At 69.0% G+C, this 18,508-nt stretch carries 2 protein-coding genes; one reads left to right on the top strand and one right to left on the bottom strand.

Annotation, left to right across the window (positions count from 1 at the left end; genetic code table 11):
• Positions 1-65 precede the first annotated feature (65 nt).
• Positions 66-16,784: an amino acid adenylation domain-containing protein gene (locus tag OG225_RS38455; RefSeq protein WP_405183504.1), complete on the bottom strand. Its 16,719-nt coding sequence runs from the start codon at positions 16,782-16,784 to the stop codon at positions 66-68.
• A gap of 663 nt (positions 16,785-17,447) precedes the next feature.
• Between OG225_RS38455 and OG225_RS38450 the strand changes: the two genes are divergently transcribed.
• On the top strand, positions 17,448-18,494 hold the full coding sequence (locus tag OG225_RS38450) for an Rpn family recombination-promoting nuclease/putative transposase (protein ID WP_405179560.1): 1,047 nt from the start codon (positions 17,448-17,450) through the stop codon (positions 18,492-18,494).
• Positions 18,495-18,508: the final 14 nt, after the last annotated feature.

Below are 18,508 nucleotides of genomic sequence, written 5' to 3'. Positions count from 1 at the left end.
AGCGGATCATATACGCCCGCCCAGATCCGGCCGCACGGATCCGGCCGGGACGCCCGACCCGCGATTCAGCGTCCACCGTCACCCGCTCGCAGCAATTTGTCCAGCACCGGGCCGATTTCCACCAGCGCCTCGGGCTGGGTCATCAGCTCGTGCACCGTCGGAATCGGGTGATCGACGACCGTCGCGGCGTAGGGCCGCCACGCCGCGATCACGTCGTGGGTGCGGCGGTCGTCGTTCGCGGCGCGGAAGTACTCGATCGTGCCGTCGAACACGCCGGGCTGGTAGGTCTGGGTGAGCCCGACCGACCGCATGGCACTGGTGTAGATGCGACGCAGCCGGTCGGCGTTCATGCCGACCATCTCCGTCGGGATCAGCTCGTGCAACTTGACGAAATCCGCCTCGGACAGTTCGTCGAGCTGATCGATGTTCAACCCGGCGATGCCGAGTTCGGCCAGCATCTCGACCATGGTGGTCCGCCACGTGGTCAGGTCGAAACTGTGATCGCTGTCGAGCATGGCAAGCAGCGCCACCTCGTGTCCGGCCGAGCGCAGCCGCACCGCGATCTCGTGGGCGAGCACACCGCCGAGCGACCAGCCGAGCAGCCGGTACGGGCCCTGCGGCTGGGTGGCGATGATCTCGTCGGTGTAGCGCGCCGCCATCGCCGTCAGCGACTGCGGCGGCGGGCCGTCCTCGGAGAGCGCGGCGGCCTGGATGCCGTAGATCGGGCGCTGTTCGTCGATGTACTGGACGAATCCGGTGTAGCACCAGGCCAGACCGTACATCGGGTGGATGCAGAACAGCGGCGGCAGGGCGCCGCTCGTGCGGATCGGCAGGACGAGTCCGAGCGCGGCATCGGATTCGGCGTCGTAGTCCAGCGTTCCCTCCTGCGCGGCGGCGAGCCGGTCGCCGAGCGCCTGCACCGTCGGAGCCAGGAAGAACCACTGCACCCGCACCTCGATACCGGTGAGCCCGCGCAACTGATGCACGACCTTGCTGGCCACCAGGCTGGTTCCGCCGAGGGCGAAGAAATCGTCGTCGAGACCGACCCGGTCCAGGCCGAGGACATCTTGGAAGACCTCGGCCACCGTCCGCTGCATCGGGGTCACCGGGGCGCGGAAGGCGCGTGCCGCGAAATCGGGTACCGGCAACGCCTTGCGGTCGAGTTTGCCGCTGGCGTTGAGCGGCAGCGCGGGCAGCACGACCACCACGGCGGGCACCATGTACGACGGCAGTCCGGCGCGCGCGTGTTCGAGCACGCTGCGTTCGGAGACGGCCCGATCGGGCGCGGCCACCACGTAGGCGACAAGGCGATCGGGATCGCGTACCACCGCGACGGCCACGTGTCCGACCGAGTCGTGTTGGCGCAGAACCGTTTCGATCTCGCCGAGTTCGATGCGCTGACCGCGGATCTTGACCTGGAAATCGGAGCGCCCCAGATATTCCAGGCCGCCGCCCGAGGCTCGGACGATATCGCCGGTGCGATAGAGCCGCTTGCCGCGCTGGTACGGGTCGGCGACGAAACGTTCCGCGGTGAGCGCGGGCGCGCCGATGTAGCCGCGCGCCAATTGCGCACCGGCCAGGTACAACTCGCCCGGTGCGCCGAGCGGCACCTGACGCAGCTGCCTGTCGAGCACGTACACCCTGGTGTTGGACACCGGAGCGCCGATCGACACCGCCGCGTTCGGATCGGCGCCGTTGACGCGCGCCGCGGTCACGACGGTCGCCTCGGCCGGGCCGTACCAGTTGTGCAGCGCGCCGGGCAGCGCGGCGTCGAAGCGGGACACCGTCGCGGCGCCCAGTGCCTCGCCCGCGGCGAATACCCGCCGAGGCACGGAGGTCGGCAGATCCGGCGCGAGATCGAGGAAGGCGTCCAGCATCGACGGCACGAAATGCGCCGTCGTCACCGATTCGCGGTCGATCAGTTCGGCCAGGTAGCGCGGATCACGGTGCCCGTCCGGTTCCGCGATGACCAGTCGCGCGCCGGTCTGCAAGGGCCAGAACAACTCCCACGTCGAGATGTCGAAGGTGATCGGCGTCTTGTGCAGCACCGTGTCGGAGCGGTCGTGCGGATAGGCCGACTGCGCCCAGCGGAACTGGTTGACCATCTGCCGGTGCGTGATCATCACGCCCTTGGGGCGGCCGGTGGAGCCGGAGGTGTAGATGACGTAGGCCAGCGTGTCGGGCCGCACCGCCCGGCGCGCGGGCAGGTAGCCCGTGCCCGCCGCGAGCGCGCCGATATCCACGATCGCCGTCCCGGTAGCGGTCGCGAACGCGTCGGCGGAGGTGGTGAGCACGAACGACGGCGACGCGCTCGTGAGCACGTGGTCGTTGCGTTCGAACGGATGATCCGGGTCGACCGGCACATATCCGGCGCCGGTCTCCAGTACCGCGTAGATCGCGACGACCAGGTCGATCGAGCGTCGCATCGCGACCGCGATCAGGGTTTCCGGGCCCGCGCCGTAGCGCGTCAACGCCCCGGCGAGCGCCGAGACCCGTTCGCGCAGTTCGGCATAGGTCAGCGTGAGCTGACCGAAGGTGACCGCGGGCGCGTCCGGTGTGCGGGCGCACTGTTCCTGGAACAGCGACACCAGGGTGGCGTCCTCGGAGGACCAGTGCACGTCGGTCCGGTTCATCGAGTCGACGACGAACCGCTCGGTGCTCAGCAGCAGGTCGGTCCCGGCCAGATTCCGCTGCGGCGCGAGCACGAATTCGCTCAGCAACATCCGCATCCGGTCGGTCAACGACTGCGCCACCGCCTCGTCCACCGTCTCGTACTGGAAAAGCACCTTGACGTGCAGCTGGGTGTCCAGGTTGATCAGCAGCGTGATCGGGTAGTGGGTGAAGTTGACGGCCTTCAGGTCGACCACCGACATCCCGTCGATGGTGCTGGCCTGTTCGAGTCCCTCGGTGTCGACCGGGTAGGACTCGAACGCGATCATCGTGTCGAACAGGCCGTCGACGCCGATCCCGCGCTGGATGTCGGCCAGACCGATGTAGTGGTGATCGAGCAGCGCGGCCTGTTCGGCCTGCAAGGTGCTCAGCATCTCCCGCACGGTCCAGCGCGGATCGAACCGGACCCGCACCGGAATGGTGTTGACGAACAGGCCGACCATCGAGTCGATCCCGTCCAGCTGCGGCGGGCGTCCCGACACGGCGGCGCCGAAGACCGCCTCGTCGCGATCTGTGCTGCTCGCGATCACCATCGCCCACGCCGCCTGCACGACGGTGTTGATGGTGACCCCGGTGTCGGTGGCGAGCGCGGCCAACGCCGTCGTCTCCTCCGGCGGCAGCGTGAACCCGGTCGTCCCGACGCCGACCACCGGCGCCTGCGGTGCGGGCAGCGCGGGGATCAGCGGTGTCGGCTCGAGTCCGGCCAGCGCGTCGGTCCAGGCGCGCAACGCCGCGTCCTGATCCTGTTTGTGCAGCCAGGCCAGGTAATCGCGGTAGGGCCGCACCCTCGGCAGCAGCGCCGGATCGCCGCGCAGCGCGTACAGCGCGAGCAGATCCTTCATCAGCAGCGGCATCGACCAGCCGTCGAGCAGGATGTGGTGGGTGGTCAGGGTCAGGAAACTGCGCCCCGACACCGTCCGGTGCATGGAGAACCGAACCAGCGGCGCGACCGACGGATCGAATCTGCGCTTCTGATCCGCGGCGAGAACCTCGGGCATCTCCTCGTCCGGCACCCCGTCGAAGGCCTGCCACGGCACGTCGATCGAATCCACCACGAGTCCGACCGGTGTGCCGTCCGACGTGCTGACGAACGCCGTGCGCAGCGTGGCGTGCCGGTCGAGCACGGCCTGGGCGGCGCGTTTCATCCGGTTGATGTAGATGCGGCCGGTCAGTTCGAGGGTGAACTGCATGACGTAGTCGTCGACCGTGGACGCGCTGAGTTCGCTGAGGAACAGCAGTCCGGACTGCAACGGTGACAGCGGCACCACATCGGCCAGACCCGGCCGCTCGTCGCGCCACGTGTCGAGTTCGGCCTGGGTGACCTCGACCAACGGGGTGTCGGACGGGGTGAGACCACCGGCCGAGACTTCCTCGGTGTGCCGGGCGAGCGCGGTCAGCGCGCCGACCCAGTCGTCGGCGAGTTCGCGTACCGAGGGCTCGTCGATCACCTCCGACGCGTAGAGGAAGGTGACATCCATCTGCGGGCCCGCGTCGGTGTCGTTGACGATGGCGTTGATATCGACGACGGCCGCCGCCGACATGCCGTGATCCTGGTCGGGACTGTGCTGGCCGACCTCGCCGGTCGGCATCCAGCCGAGTGCGGTGAGCCCCTCGGGCACACCTCCGGCCGAGACCCGGCCGAGGTAGTTGAAGCTGATCTGGCCGATCCGATCGCTGAGCCGCCCCGCGCTCTCGCGGTTGAGGTGGCGCAGCAGTCCGTAGCCGATGCCCTTGTCCGGCACCCGGAGCAGCTGTTCCTTGACCGCCTTGACCGCGTCGCCGGTGGCCGCGCCGCCGTCGAACATGGTGGCGAGATCCACCGTGCTCAGATCGAGCGACACCGGGTAGATGCTGGTGAACCAGCCGACGGTCCTGGTGAGATCCGCGCCCGGCAGCACCTCCTCCTCGCGGCCGTGGCCCTCCAGTTTGACCAGGGTGCTCGGCGCGTCGATGCCGCGGCGCGCACGCCAGGCCCGCACCGCCATCGCGAGCGCGGCGAGCAGTCCGTCGTTGACCCCGCCGCGGTAGAGCGCGGGGACCTTGGTCAGCACGGCGTCGGCGACATCGACCGGGATCCGGACCTGGACCCGGCGCACCGTCGCCTGGGTGTCGAACGTGGGGTCGAGCATCCGGCTGCCGAGCAGCGGATCCGGCGTGGAGGTCACGTCCTGCCAGAAGTCGATCTCGTCGCGGCGACCGGGCGAGGCGGCGAGTTCGACCAGGCCGTGCGACCAGCGCCGGAACGAGGTGCCGTTGTCCGGCAACACGATCGGCTGCCCGGCCGCGAGCTGCGACCAGGCCGTCGCCAGGTCGGGGATGATGATGCGCCACGAGACGCCGTCGATCGCGTAGTGGTGCGCGGCCACGGCGAGCACATCCCTGGCGTCGGGACGATGCAGCCAGGTGAAGGCCAGCATCCTGGCCTCACCGGGATCGAGCGCGTCGACGGTCTCCTCCATGGCGGAGGCGGCGATGCGCTGGAGTTCGTCCTCGCTCACCCCGGCGGGCACATCGATGCGCCCGACCAGGTCGGCCGGGACGATCGCGCCAGGCGCCAATGTCTCGAATCGCCACTCGCCGTTGATATGACGCACCCGCGAGCGCAGCACGTCGTGGTGGTCGAGCACCGCGGCGATGGTCGTGAGCAGACCGTCGGTGTCGATCTCCTCCGGCAGGCCGAGCACCATGCTCTGGAAGAAACGGCCGAAGGAACCGTGGGCGAGGTAGGCGGACAGCACCGGCGTCAGCGGCACGTCGCCGATACCCGCGCCCGCCAGTTCGTCGAGTACGACCGGCGCGTTGTCGGCGGCGTTCACGGCCACCCTGGCCAGCCCGGCGACGGTGCGCTGCTCGAAGACGTCACGCGGGGAGAAGACGATACCCGCCGCCTTGGCCCGCGACACCAGCTGGATCGACAGGATGCTGTCGCCGCCGACGGAGAAGAACGAGTCGTCGACGCCGACCTGTTCCAGGCCGAGGACCTGCGCGAACAGTTCGGAGATCCGCGCTTCCACCTCGCCGATCGGCGCGCGCGTCTCGGTGGTGGTGAAGGTCGGCGCGGGCAGCGCGCGACGGTCGAGTTTGCCGTTGGCGGTCAACGGGATCGCGTCGATCACGACGAAAGCCGAAGGCACCATATAGCCGGGCAGCAGCGTGCCCGCGCCCTCGCGCACCGCCTCGGTGTCGAGCGCGGCGCCGGGATCGCCGACCAGGTAGGCGACAATGCGCTGGTCCCCCGGCTTGTCCTCGCGTACCACCACCGCGGCCTGACGCACCCGATCCTGGGCGAGGACCGCGGCCTCGATCTCGCCGAGTTCGATACGGAAACCGCGGACCTTCACCTGATCGTCGGCGCGACCCAGGTATTCCAGGTCACCGTCGGCGTTCCAGCGGGCCATATCGCCCGAGCGATACAGCTGCGAGCCCGGCTCGCCGTACGGGTCGGCCACGAACCGGCCCGCGGACAGCGCGGGCCTGCCGAGGTAACCGCGCGCGAGTTGCGTTCCGGCGACGTAGATCTCGCCGGGCACCCCGGCCGGCACCGGCCGCAGCCTGGTGTCGAGCAGATAGGTGCGCAGGCCGCGGATGGCGCGGCCGATGACGCTGCCGTCCGCGGCGGCCACCGACGCGGCGTCGAGCGCGCGATAGGTGACGTGCACGGTCGTCTCGGTGATGCCGTACATGTTCACCAGGCGCGGCGCGTTGTCCTCGTACCTGGTGTACCAGTCGGCCAGCCTGCGCAATTCGAGCGCCTCACCGCCGAAGACGATGTAGCGCAACGACAGCGGCTCGACATCGGGTCCGGCCACCCGGTCCGCCTCGGCCAGTTGATAGAAGGCCGAGGGGGTCTGGTTGAGCACCGTGACCCGTTCGCGGCGAAGCAGTTCGAGGAACTGCTCGGGCGAACGCGAGACGTGGTAGTCGACGACGACCAGGGTACCGCCGTAGAGCAGCGGACCCCACAGTTCCCACACCGAGAAGTCGAACGCGTAGGAGTGGAACATCGTCCACACGTCGTCGCGGTCGAATCCGAAATCGGGTTCGGTGTTGGCGAACAGTTTCACCACGGTCCGGTGCGGAACCCGCACGCCCTTGGGGCGGCCGGTCGAGCCGGAGGTGTAGATGACGTAGGCGATGCTGTCCGGGGTCAGCGAATGACGGCGTTCGGCGTCGGCGACGGTCGACGCGTCGTAGAAGGACAGGTCGAGCCGGTCGATCTCCAGGATCGGCAGGCCGTCCGGCAGCGCGATCTCGCGATCGGCGTGGGTCAGCACGCAGACCGGGCGCGCGTCGTCGATCATGTAGGCGATGCGGTCGGCCGGATAGGTGGGATCCACCGGGAGGTATCCCGCGCCCGCCTTGACCGTCGCCAGCAGCGCGACGACCAGTTCGAGCGAACGCGGCAGCGCCACCGCGACCAGCGTTTCCGGACCGGCGCCCGCCTCGATCAGCTTGCGGGCCAGGCGATTGGACTGATCGTCGAGATCGGCGTAGTCGACGCGGGCCTGCTCGAAGACCACCGCGGTACGGTCGGAGTTCTTCAGGGCGGCCAGGTCGAACAGGTCGACCAGCGTGGTCTCCAGTCCCACATCCGGACCGGACGAACTCCACTCGCGCAGAACCTGTTCGCGTTCGGTGTCGGTCAGCAGTTCGATATCGCCGACGGGAGTGCGCGGCCGGTCGGCGATCGCGCCGAGCAGACGCTGGAAGCGGTCGGCGAATCCGGCCGCCGTGGCCTGGTCGTACAGATCCGTCGCGTAGGACAGGTGGCACGACAGCACGTCGGCGCCGTCGGCGTCCACGGTCTCGAAGACCGTCAGCGACATATCGAATTTCTCGACGGCGGCGTCGAATTCGACCGTGCCCGCACGCAATCCGGGCAATTCGAAGGATCCGCCCGGCAGGTTCTGGAAGGCCAGGATCACCTGGAACAGCGGCGAACGATTGGTCGAGCGCTCCGGCTCCAGGACGTCGACGAGCCGTTCGAAGGGGATGTCGGCGTGCGCGAGTGCGGCGATATCGGTCTCGCGCTGCCTGGCGACCAGGTCGGCGAAGGTCTCGCCCACCCTGATCTCGCTGCGCAGCACGACGGTGTTGACGAACATGCCGATCAGGTCGTCGATGGCGGCGTCGCCGCGACCGGCGACGGGGGTGCCGATCGCGATGTCCTCCGCACCGGAGATCCTGCCGAGCAGGACCGCGAGGGCGGAATGCACCACCATGAACAACGTCGCGTTCTGCGCGCGTGCCACCTGGGCGAGCGCGGCCCGCACCGGGGCGTCGATCACGAATTCGACCGAAGCGCCACGCTGGCTCGGCACGTTCGGGCGCGGCCGGTCGCCCGCCACCGTGGATTCCTCCGGCAGCCCGGACAGTTCCCGCCGCCAGAAGGCGATCTGTTCGCCCGCGAGCGATTCCGGGTCGTCCTCGGCGCCGAGTACGGCCCGCTGCCAGATGCTGAAATCGGCGTACTGCACCGGAAGCGGGTTCCACGCCGGTGCGGCGCCCGCGGCCCGCGCGGCATAGGCGGTCATCACGTCGCGGGTCAGCGGGCCCATCGACCAGCCGTCACCGGCGATGTGATGGACGACGAAGACCACGACGTGATCGTCGAGCGCCGCGTTCACCCGGAACAGGGCCACCCGCAACGGGATCTCGGCGGACACGTCGAATCCCGCGCCGATCACCTCCGCGACTCGGCCGAACAGTTCGGATTCGCTCACCATGACCGGATCCACCCGTGGCACCGACTGCGCGGCGGGCATGATCACCTGCACCGGACCATCGGCGGTCTGGGGGTAGCTGGTCCGCAGGATCTCGTGCCTGGCGACCACATCGGCCACAGCCTGGCGCAGGGCGTCCAGGTCGAGGACACCGGTCAGCCGCACGGCGACCGGGATGTTGTAGGTCGCCGACGCCGTGTCGAACTGGTTCAGGAACCACATGCGCTGCTGCGCGAGCGACAGCGGCACCTTGCCCGGCCTCGGCTTGGCGACCAGCTTCGGCCGCGCCGAGGCGGCCAGCGTCGCGACCCGCGCGGCCAGAGCCTCCACCGTCGGGGCCTCGAACACCAGCCGGACCGGCACCGCGACGTCGAGCGCGGCGCTCAGGCGAGCCGTCACGCGGGTGGCGATGAGCGAATTGCCGCCGAGGGCGAAGAAATCGTCGTCGACGCCGACCTGATCCAGTCCGAGCACCTCGGCGTAGACCTCGGTCACCGCCTGCTCCGCTTCGGTCGCGGGCGCGCGGAAGGTCATGGTCTCGAAAACCGGTTCGGGCAGCGCCCTTCGGTCCAGTTTGCCGACCGGGGTCAGCGGGATCGTGTCGAGCACCATGATCGAGGTCGGCACCATATGCGCGGGCATCCGCTGCTGGGCGTAGGCGGTCAGCGCCGCGATATCGACCAATCGTCCCGGCGCGGCGTGCACGTAGGACACGAGCGCGGTCGCCCCGCTGGCCAGTTTGCGGCCGAGGGTCACCGCGAAATCGATGGTGTCGTGATCGGCGAGCACGGCGTCGATCTCGCCCAGTTCGATGCGGAAACCGCGCACCTTCACCTGGAAGTCGTTGCGTCCGACGAATTCGATCTCGCCGCCGGGAGTCCAGCGGACGACGTCGCCGGTGCGGTACATCCGGCCACCGCGCAGCCACGGACCGGCCACGAAACGCCCCGCCGTCAGGCTGGGACGCCGGTGGTAGCCGTTGGCCACCTGGTCACCGGCGATGTACAGCTCGCCGGACACTCCGACCGGCACCGGCCGCAGGCGCTCGTCGAGCACCCATTCGGTGACGCCGCGAATCGGCGCGCCGATCGTCACCGCAATGCCGGGGGCCAGCGGTTCGCTGAAGTTGACGATGATGGTGGTCTCGGTCGGACCGTAGGCGTTGTGGAACTGCCTGCCGTCGACGGCCCAGCGGCGCACCAGATCCGGGGACCAGGTCTCGCCACCGGTGAAGACCGCGCGCAGGTCGGTGAGCCCGCTCGGGTCGAGAGAGGCCAGCGCGGCGGCGGTGATGAACATGTGGGTGACCCGCTCGGACCGCAGCAGATCGGTCAGGTCCGCACCGCCGTAGACGTCGGTCGGGACGACGACCATGGTGGCGGCCGCGCCGGTGGCGAGCAGCAGTTCCAGTACCGCGCCGTCGAAACTCGGCGTCGCGAAATGCAGTGTGCGCGAATCCTGGTCGACCGCGAAACGCTCACGCTGTTCGGCGTTGTAGCCCGCGAGACCGGCGTGGGTCACCGCGACGCCCTTGGGCACACCGGTGGAACCGGAGGTGTAGACCATGTAGGCCACGTTCGACGCGCGGATCGGGCGGATCCGGTTGGCGTCGCCGATGGGAGCGCCGCTGCGGCGCTGGATGGCGATGTCGAAATCCTGGTCGTCGAGGATCAGCCAGTCGATGTCGTCGCCGAAATCGGGGCGGACCTCCTGGACCGTCAGGCCCAGGATCGCACCGGAGTCGGCGAGCATGTGCGCGACCCGCTCCGGCGGATAGTTCGGGTCGACCGGGACGAAACCGGCACCGGTTTTCGCCACCGCCCAGAACGACAGCACCGATTCCAGCGATCGCGGGATGCCGATCGCGACCAGATCCCCCGGGCCGATACCCCGTTCGATCATCTCGCGCGCCAGACGTGAAGAGCGCGCGTCCAATTCGCGATAGGTGAGCGTGCGCGCGCCGTCCCGGATCGCCGCGCCGTCCGGACTGCGGACGGCGGCCGCGGCCAGGATGTCGGGCAGCATTCCGGTTTCGGTGCTGGTCGGACCGCTCATCCGGCCGAGCCGGTCGAGTTCGGTATCCGACAGCAGGCGCAGATCACCGACGGCGGTCCGCGGGCTCGCCACGATCTCACGCAGCAGCCGCACGAAACGCTCGGCGAAACCGCGCACCGTCGCGGCGTCGAAGATGTCACGGGCGTAGGTCAGTTCGCCTGCCATGCCGTCGGAACCGCTGTCGCCGCCGGAACCCTCGACCACCGTCAGCTGCATGTCGAAACGTTCGATATCGACGGGCGCGTCCAGGCCGCGCACGCTCAGGCCGGGCAGCTGGAAATCACCGGCGGGCAGGTTCACGAAGGACAGCGCCACCTGGAACAGCGGAGTCCGGCCGGTCGAACGCGACGGGGCGAGGACCTCGACCAGCTGCTCGAACGGGATATCGGCGTTCGCGAAGGCCGCGAGATCGTCCTCGCGCTGCCTGGCGAGCAGGGCGGTGAACGGTTCGCCGGGATCGAGGGCGGTGCGAAGCACCACCGTGTTGACGAACATGCCGATGACATCGTCGAGTTCGGCCGCGCCGCGACCGGCGATCGGGGTGCCGACGGCGACGTCGTTGGTTCCCGCCATGCGCGCCAGCGCCACGGCGAGCACGGCGTGCACGACCATGAACACCGTCGCGTTCGCCGAACGCGCCAGATCCCGCAGGCCGCGGTGGGTTTCGGCGTCGACCCGGAAACTCACCGCGCCGCCCTGGTAGGACTGGACGACCGGTCGCGGCCGGTCCAGCGGCAGCGTCGATTCCTCCGGCAGACCCGCGAGTGTGGTCTTCCAGAATTCGATCTGCTTGGCGGCCAACGAATCCGGGTCGTCGACCGCGCCGAGCAGACCGCGCTGCCACAGCGTGTAGTCGGCGTACTGCACGGGCAGCGGCGCCCAATTCGGCGGCACGCCCTGCGACCGGGCGGCGTAGGCGGCCATCACGTCGCGGGTCAGCGCGCCGAGCGACCAGCCGTCGGCGGCGATGTGGTGCACCACGACGAGCAGGACGTGCTCGTCGGGTGTGCCGTCGACCTGGAACAGCGCCATCCGCAGCGGGATATCGGTGGAGACGTCGAATCCGGCGCCCGCGATCTCGGCGACGCGCTCGTAGAGCCGGTCCTCGTCGACGACGATCGGCTCGACCAGCGGCGCGGCCCGCGCGGGCGACAGGATCTCCTGCCAGGGCCCCTGGTCGCTCTGCGGGTAGCGGGTCCGCAACGTCTCGTGCCTGGTGACGATGTCGGCGGCCGCGGCGCGCAACGCGGCGACGTCGAGTGTTCCGGTCAGCTGCACCGCGACCGGCAGGTTGTAGGCCGCGGCGGTGGTGTCGAACTGGTTGAGGAACCACATGCGCTGCTGTGCCAGCGACAGCGGCACCCGGTCCGGGCGCGGTCCCGCCACCAGGGCTGGACGGCCGCCCTCGGTGAGTTCCACCCGGTTCGCCAGCCCGGCGACGGTGGAGTGCTCGAAGATCAGCCGGACCGGGACGCGGGTGTCGAGCGCGTCGCCGAGCCGCGCGGCGACCCTGGTCGCACTCAGCGAGTTGCCGCCGAGTTCGAAGAAATCGTCGTCGCGGCCGACGCGTTCGACGCCGAGCACCTCGGCGTAGACCTGCGCGACCGCTTCCTCGATGGTGGTGGTCGGCGCGGCGAAGGCCTTCGCCTCGAACTGCGGGGCGGGCAGCGCCTTGCGATCCAGTTTGCCGGAGGTGTTGAGCGGGAAGGCGTCCAGTACCAGCACCGTCGCGGGCACCATGTAGGCGGGCAGGACGGCGGCGATCTCGGCACGCAGGCCGACGGGGTCGGGGTCGTGTCCCGGGGCGGGGACCACGTAACCGACGAGCTGATCACCGGTCGGCCCGCTCGCGACGACGGCGACGGCCTGGCTCACCGATTCCGACGCGAGCAGCGCGGTCTCGATTTCACCGAGTTCGATGCGCTGGCCACGGAATTTCACCTGGAAGTCGGTGCGGCCCAGGTAGTCCAGCACGGACCTGCCGTCCTCGGCGAGGCGCCAGACGACGAGGTCGCCGGTCCGGTACATGCGCTCGCCGAAGCCGAAGGGGTTGGCGACGAACCGGTCCGAGGTCAGGTCGGGACGACGGACATAGCCGCGCGCCAACTGGTCACCGGCCAGGTACAGCTCGCCTACGACGCCCGCGGGCACCACGCGCAGACTCGAATCCAGGACGTAGACCTGGGTGTTCCACTGCGGAAGGCCGATGGGCACCGACGTGTCGGCCGTCGCGTCGGCCTGCCAGTAGGTGACCGAGACCGCGGCCTCGGTGGGTCCGTACAGATTGTGCAGGGCGGCGTCGGACACGGCGGCGAAGGCGGCCACCGTCTCCGGCGGCAGGGCCTCGCCGATCGCGAAGACGTGCCGCAGCGAGGTCAGCAGTTCGGGCCTGGCGTGCGCGGCGAACACCGACAGCATCGACGGCACGAAATCGGTCACCGTGACCTGTTGGGCGGCGATGATCTCCGCGACGTACTCGGGATCGCGGTGACCGTCGGGGGTGGCGACGACGAGTTTCGCGCCCGCCCGCAGCGGCATGAAGTAGCCCCACAGCGACACGTCGAAAGTGGTCGCGGTCTTCTGGAGGTACACATCTCCCGGGCCGAGCGGATATTCGTCCAGCATCCACGCGATCTGATTGTGGATCGCGCCGTGCGATACCGCGACGCCCTTCGGCCTGCCCGTCGAGCCCGAGGTGAAGATCACGTAGGCCGGATGGTGCGTCAGCACCTGACGCGAGAGTTCGGCGATACGCACCGGGCGGTCGTCGAACCCGGACAGATCGACATCGTCGATCAACACCGTCCGCGCGCTCTGCGGCACCGAGGCGGCGTCGGCCACCGTGCTCAGGACGCACACCGGCTGCGCGGTATCGAGGATATGGCCGATCCGCTCGGCCGGATGATCCGGATCGAGCGGCACGTAGGCGCCACCCGCGGTGACGATCGCGTACATGCCGACCACGAGATCGATCGAACGCCGAATCGCGAGACCGACCAGCGACTCCGAGCCGACGCCCTGCGAGATCAGCAGGCGCGCAAGGCTGTTGACCCGCGCGTCGAATTCGCGGTAGGTCAGTTCGACGCCCCCGTAGGCGATCGCGACCGCGCCGGAATTCGCGGCCACCGTCCGGTGATAGGTGTCGAGCAGCAGTTCCGAGCGAACCCGGTGCCGAGTGTCGTTGCGGTCGAGCAGGATACGGTCGCGCTCGACGGGCGCGAGCAGTTCGATGGCGCCGACCTGGCGTTCGGGATCGGCGACGACCGCGGTGAGCACCCGGATCAGCCGCTCGGCGAACTGCGCGACCGAGGGTTCGTCGAAAAGATCTGTCGCATAGGTGAACAGCGCGGACAGACCGGCCGGGACACCGCCCTCGGTCTTCGGCTCCAGGGTCAGCTGGAGATCGAATTTCGCCACCGCGCCGTCGAGTTCGACGACCTGGGCGGAAAGTCCGGGCAGTTCCAGGGTCGCGCTGTCCATGTTCTGGAAGAACAGGGCGACCTGGAACAGCGGGTGATGCGATTGCGAGCGCACCGGGTCGAGCACCTCGACCAGACGCTCGAACGGCAACTCGGCGTGGGAGAACCCGCTGAGATCGGTATCCCTGGTCGCGTGCAGCAGATCGAGGAACGACACGCCCCGGTCGACGCGCGTGCGCAGCACCAGGGTGTTGACGAACATGCCGATCAGGTCGTCGAGCAGGCGCTCACCGCGACCTTCCACCGGGGTGCCGATGGTGACGTCTTCGGTATTGGCCAGGCGGGCCAGCAGTACGGCCAGCGCCGTGTGCACCACCATGAACAGCGAGGCGCCGCTGTCCTGGGCCAGCTCGTTCAACTCGGCGTGGACGCGCGCCGGGATCTCGAAGGCGTAGGTCGCGCCGCGCCCGGACGCCACCGCGGGCCTCGGCCGGTCGGTCGGCAGTTCCAGCCGGTCGGGGATACCGGCGAGGGCGGTCCGCCAGTACTCGACCTGCGCGGCGGCCACGGACGCCGGATCGCGTTCGTCACCGAGGACGCGGCGTTGCCACAGCGTGTAGTCGGCGTACTGCACGGGCAGCGGCATCCAGCGGGGTTCCGCGCCCGCGGCACGCGCCATGTAGGCGGCCATCAGATCCCGCACCATGGGCGCGATCGACGCGCCGTCGGCGGCGATGTGATGCACCACGACCGCGACGACGTAATCCCCGGACCCCAGCGACGCCAGACCGATGCGCAGCGGCACTTCGGTGGCGACGTCGAATCCGGTCAGCGCCGAACGCAGCAGCCAATCGCGCAACTCCGACTCCGACACCCGCTGCGGCGTCAGATCGGGCAGCGCCTCGGCGACCGGCAGGATGGACTGGTAGCCGGTGCCGTCGACGGCCGGATAGACCGTGCGCAGTGATTCGTGCCGTCGGATGAGATCGGCGACCGCGGTCTGGAGCGCGGCGACGTCCAGCGCGCCGGACAGCCGGATCGCGAACGGGATGTTGTTGGCGGCCGATTCCGGATCGAAGCGGTTCAGGAACCACATCCGCTGCTGGGCCAGCGAGAGCGGAATCCGCTCGGGCCGCTCGGCCACCTCGAGCGCGGGACGTCGCCCGGATCCCTCGTAGTCGCTCAGTCGCTGCGCGAGCGCGGCCACCGAGGAGGCTTCGAAGAGCAGTCGCGCGGGGATCTGCGAGTCCAGGGCCGCACCGAGCCGCGCGATGGCGCGGGTGGCGATCAGGGAGTTGCCACCGAGGGCGAAGAAATCGTCGTCGGCGCCGATCTCGCGGTCGATGTCGAGCAATTCGGCGAAGACGGCGGCGACCGTGATCTCGGTTCGGCCGGTCGGCGTGCGGAATTCCTTGGCGCGCAACAGAGGTTCGGGCAGCGCGGCCCGATCCAGTTTGCCCGACGGGGTCAGCGGGATGGTGTCGAGCACCATGACGGTGGTCGGCACCATGTGCGCGGGCAGGCTGCGTTCGGCGTAGGCGGTCAGCGCGTCGACGTCCACCCTCGCCCCGCCGGCGGCACGGACGTAGGAGACGAGAATCGTTGCGCCGGTGTCGAGGGTGTGCCCGATGGTCGCGGCGAAATCGACCGTGTCGTGTTCGGCAAGCACCGCGTCGATCTCGCCCAGCTCGATCCGGAAACCACGGACCTTCACCTGGAAATCGTTGCGGCCCAGGTGTTCCAGCTCGCCCGCTGGGGTGAAGCGCACCAGGTCGCCGGTGCGGTACAGCCGGGAACCGTTCGGGTCGAACGGATTCGCGACGAACCGGGCGGCGGTCAGCGACGCGCGGCGGTGATAGCCGCGCGCGAGCTGCGCGCCCGCGATGTACAGCTCACCGGTGACCCCGGTCGGCACCCGCGCCAAGCGGTCGTCGAGCACGTATTCGGTGGTCCCGCGGATCGGGCCGCCGATGGAGAGCAGGTCGCCGGGCAGCAGCGCCGGGCTGATGTTGACCACCATCGAGGTCTCGGTCGGACCATACACATTGAGGAAGTCGCGCGTCGCGCCACCCGCGACTGGCTGGGCCCAGCGACGCAGCAGATCGGGCGAGCATGCCTCGCCGCCGACGGCGACCACCCGGAGGTCGTCGAGTCCGGTCGGATCGATCGAGGCGAGGGCGGCGGGGGTGATGAAGGCGTGGCTGACCCGTTCACGGCGCAGCAGTGCCGCGAGTTCGGCGCCGCCGTACACCGTCGGCGCGACGACCACCATGGTCGCGCCCGCGCCGACCGCGAGCAGCAGTTCCAGCACCGACGCGTCGAAGGACGGCGAGGCGAAATGCAGGGTGCGTGATTCGCCGGTCACCCGGAGCCGATCGCGCTGTTCGTCGCTGAAATTCGACAGCCCGGTATGGGTGACGACCACGCCCTTGGGCAATCCGGTCGACCCCGAGGTGTAGATGACATAGGCCGGGTGTTCGGCGCGCAGCGGCCGCACGCGATCGGCATAGGTGACCTGCTCCGACGACTGCCGGGCGAGTTCATCGGCGAGTCCGTCCATGACCAGCCAGCGCACCCGGTCCGGCAATCCGGCGGCGACCGAGGCGACCGTCACTCCGAGTGTCGCGCCGGAGTCGGTGACCATGTGTTCGATGCGATCGGCCGGGTAGTTCGGGTCGACCGGGACGAAACCCGCGCCGGTCTTGGCCACCGCCCACACCGCGAGCACCGATTCCAGCGACCGCGGCACCCCCACCGCGACCAGATCTTCCGGACCGATCCCCTGCGCGATCAGCAGGCGAGCCAGCCGGGTGGAACGTTCGTCGAGTTCGGCGTAGGTCAGTTCGGCGAGCGTCGACTCGGCGTCGGCGAACCGCACCGCGACACGGCCCGGATCGGCCTCGACCGCGCCGACCAGCAGCTGCGGCAGCGTTTTGACGCGCGCCCGTGGAGTCCGGGTGGGGCGCGTCCGGGTGGGGCGCGTCATGCCTGCACCCGGCCCCATGTCGCGTACCGGCGACCCAAGTCCACCCGAATCATCTAGCAGCTCACCCAATCCATCTATCCACGCTCGGTCGTGCGCTCCCCTTTGCCCACTTCGTGTGCATCGTAGAGATAAGCAACGATCGTTACCAGACACGTCACGCAGCCCGAGGGGCCGCGCTGAACAAGTGTTCGAGGTTACGCGGGGGCTCCAACAGCGGCAACAATGGGCGACCTACGGCCATGGACAACCACTGCCCCGTGGCATCGATCGGCGACAACCGACGCGGCCTCCAGTACCTCACAGTGCCGAGCATCACATCTTGAACGAGGGTGCCATGAACAAAACGGAGGGCGCCCCTTGATCCAAGAGAGACGGAATGCGACACCGATCGGTCTAGCGAACCGAGCGATTCTCCAACCACGACTCGCGCCGGACGAGCGCGGCGAAGTCGGACGCGAAGCGGATGCAGGCTCCAGCGGCTACCCAGGAAGTTCCGCGCCGGGTCCGAATCATTCTTGTACAGAACATATTCCGCAGATATAACGGTTTGTCCGATTGGCTGCCCATCCGCGGTGACCTGTAGTGTCGCCCGTCATGGCCGAGCAGCGCTCCAGCCCGCACGACACGTACTTCCGAAACGTCATGGCGCGCCGAGACAACGCCGCCTCCGAACTACGCGTGGTCCTCCCCGAGGCGATTATCGCCCGCGTCGACTGGGCCGAACTGCAATTACAACCGGGCAGTTTCGTCCACCCCGATCTGACCAGCCGCTACAGCGATCTACTGTTCCGCACCCGTCTCGACGGCCACCCCGCCTTCATCTACGTCCTGATTGAACATCAGTCCAGCAGTGATCGGTTCATGGCCTTCCGGATGCTCGAATACATGGTTGCCATCTGGCGGCGACATCTGGCCGACAACCGTCATGACCGCAAACATCGATCCCCCGGTGCCACCAAAGCCACCACCTTGCCCGCGGTCATCCCGTTGGTCGTGCACAACACCGCCGATGGCAATGCCTGGTCCGCCCCCACCGAACTGGCCGAGCTGCTCGATCTCGACCCCGAAGCCCGCGACGCTCTCGATCCGTATCTGCCCCGGCTGCGATTCCTGCTCGACGATATCGCCGCCCTCGACCCCGCCGCCCTACGTCAACGCGACCTGACCGCAGCGACGAGGGTGTTGCTGGTCCTGCAACGAATCGCGCCCAGGAATGCGGCGCTGGGACACGATATGCTGGACTGGCTCGAAGACCTGCGCGAACTGGAGTCCGGCCCGGACCCCCTCGGCGACTACCTCGCCATCCTGACCTACATCATGGCGGTCGGCGAAACCACCGAGGCCGACCTCGCCACGGTATTCGAGCGGCTCGGCCCGCGAGCGAAGGAGGCGATCGTGACCACGGCAGAAATCATCGAAGCACGCGGAGAAGCACGCGGAGAAGCACGCGGAGAAGCACGCGGAGAGGCGCGCGGCGAAGCACGCGGCCGGAAAGCGGCCCTGATCGAGCTCATGACCGCGAAATTCGGTACGCCGCCAGCCGCCGCCATCCACCGCGTCCGATCAGCAGAACCCGCCCAGATCCGCGCCTGGACGACCCGGATACTCACCGCGACCAACCTCGACGACATGTTCACCTGAACCCACCTGAACAG

Source organism: Nocardia sp. NBC_01377 (assembly GCF_045040005.1).
Lineage (GTDB): Bacteria > Actinomycetota > Actinomycetes > Mycobacteriales > Mycobacteriaceae > Nocardia > Nocardia noduli.
Note: the sequence above shows the minus strand (reverse complement) of the source record. Positions and strands in the feature narration are given on the sequence as shown.

Bases quoted from the DNA above. Each gene is read 5' to 3' on its own strand.
- OG225_RS38450 (WP_405179560.1), top strand. From the start codon at position 17,448: ATGGCCGAGCAGCGCTCCAGCCCGCACGACACGTACTTCCGAAACGTC.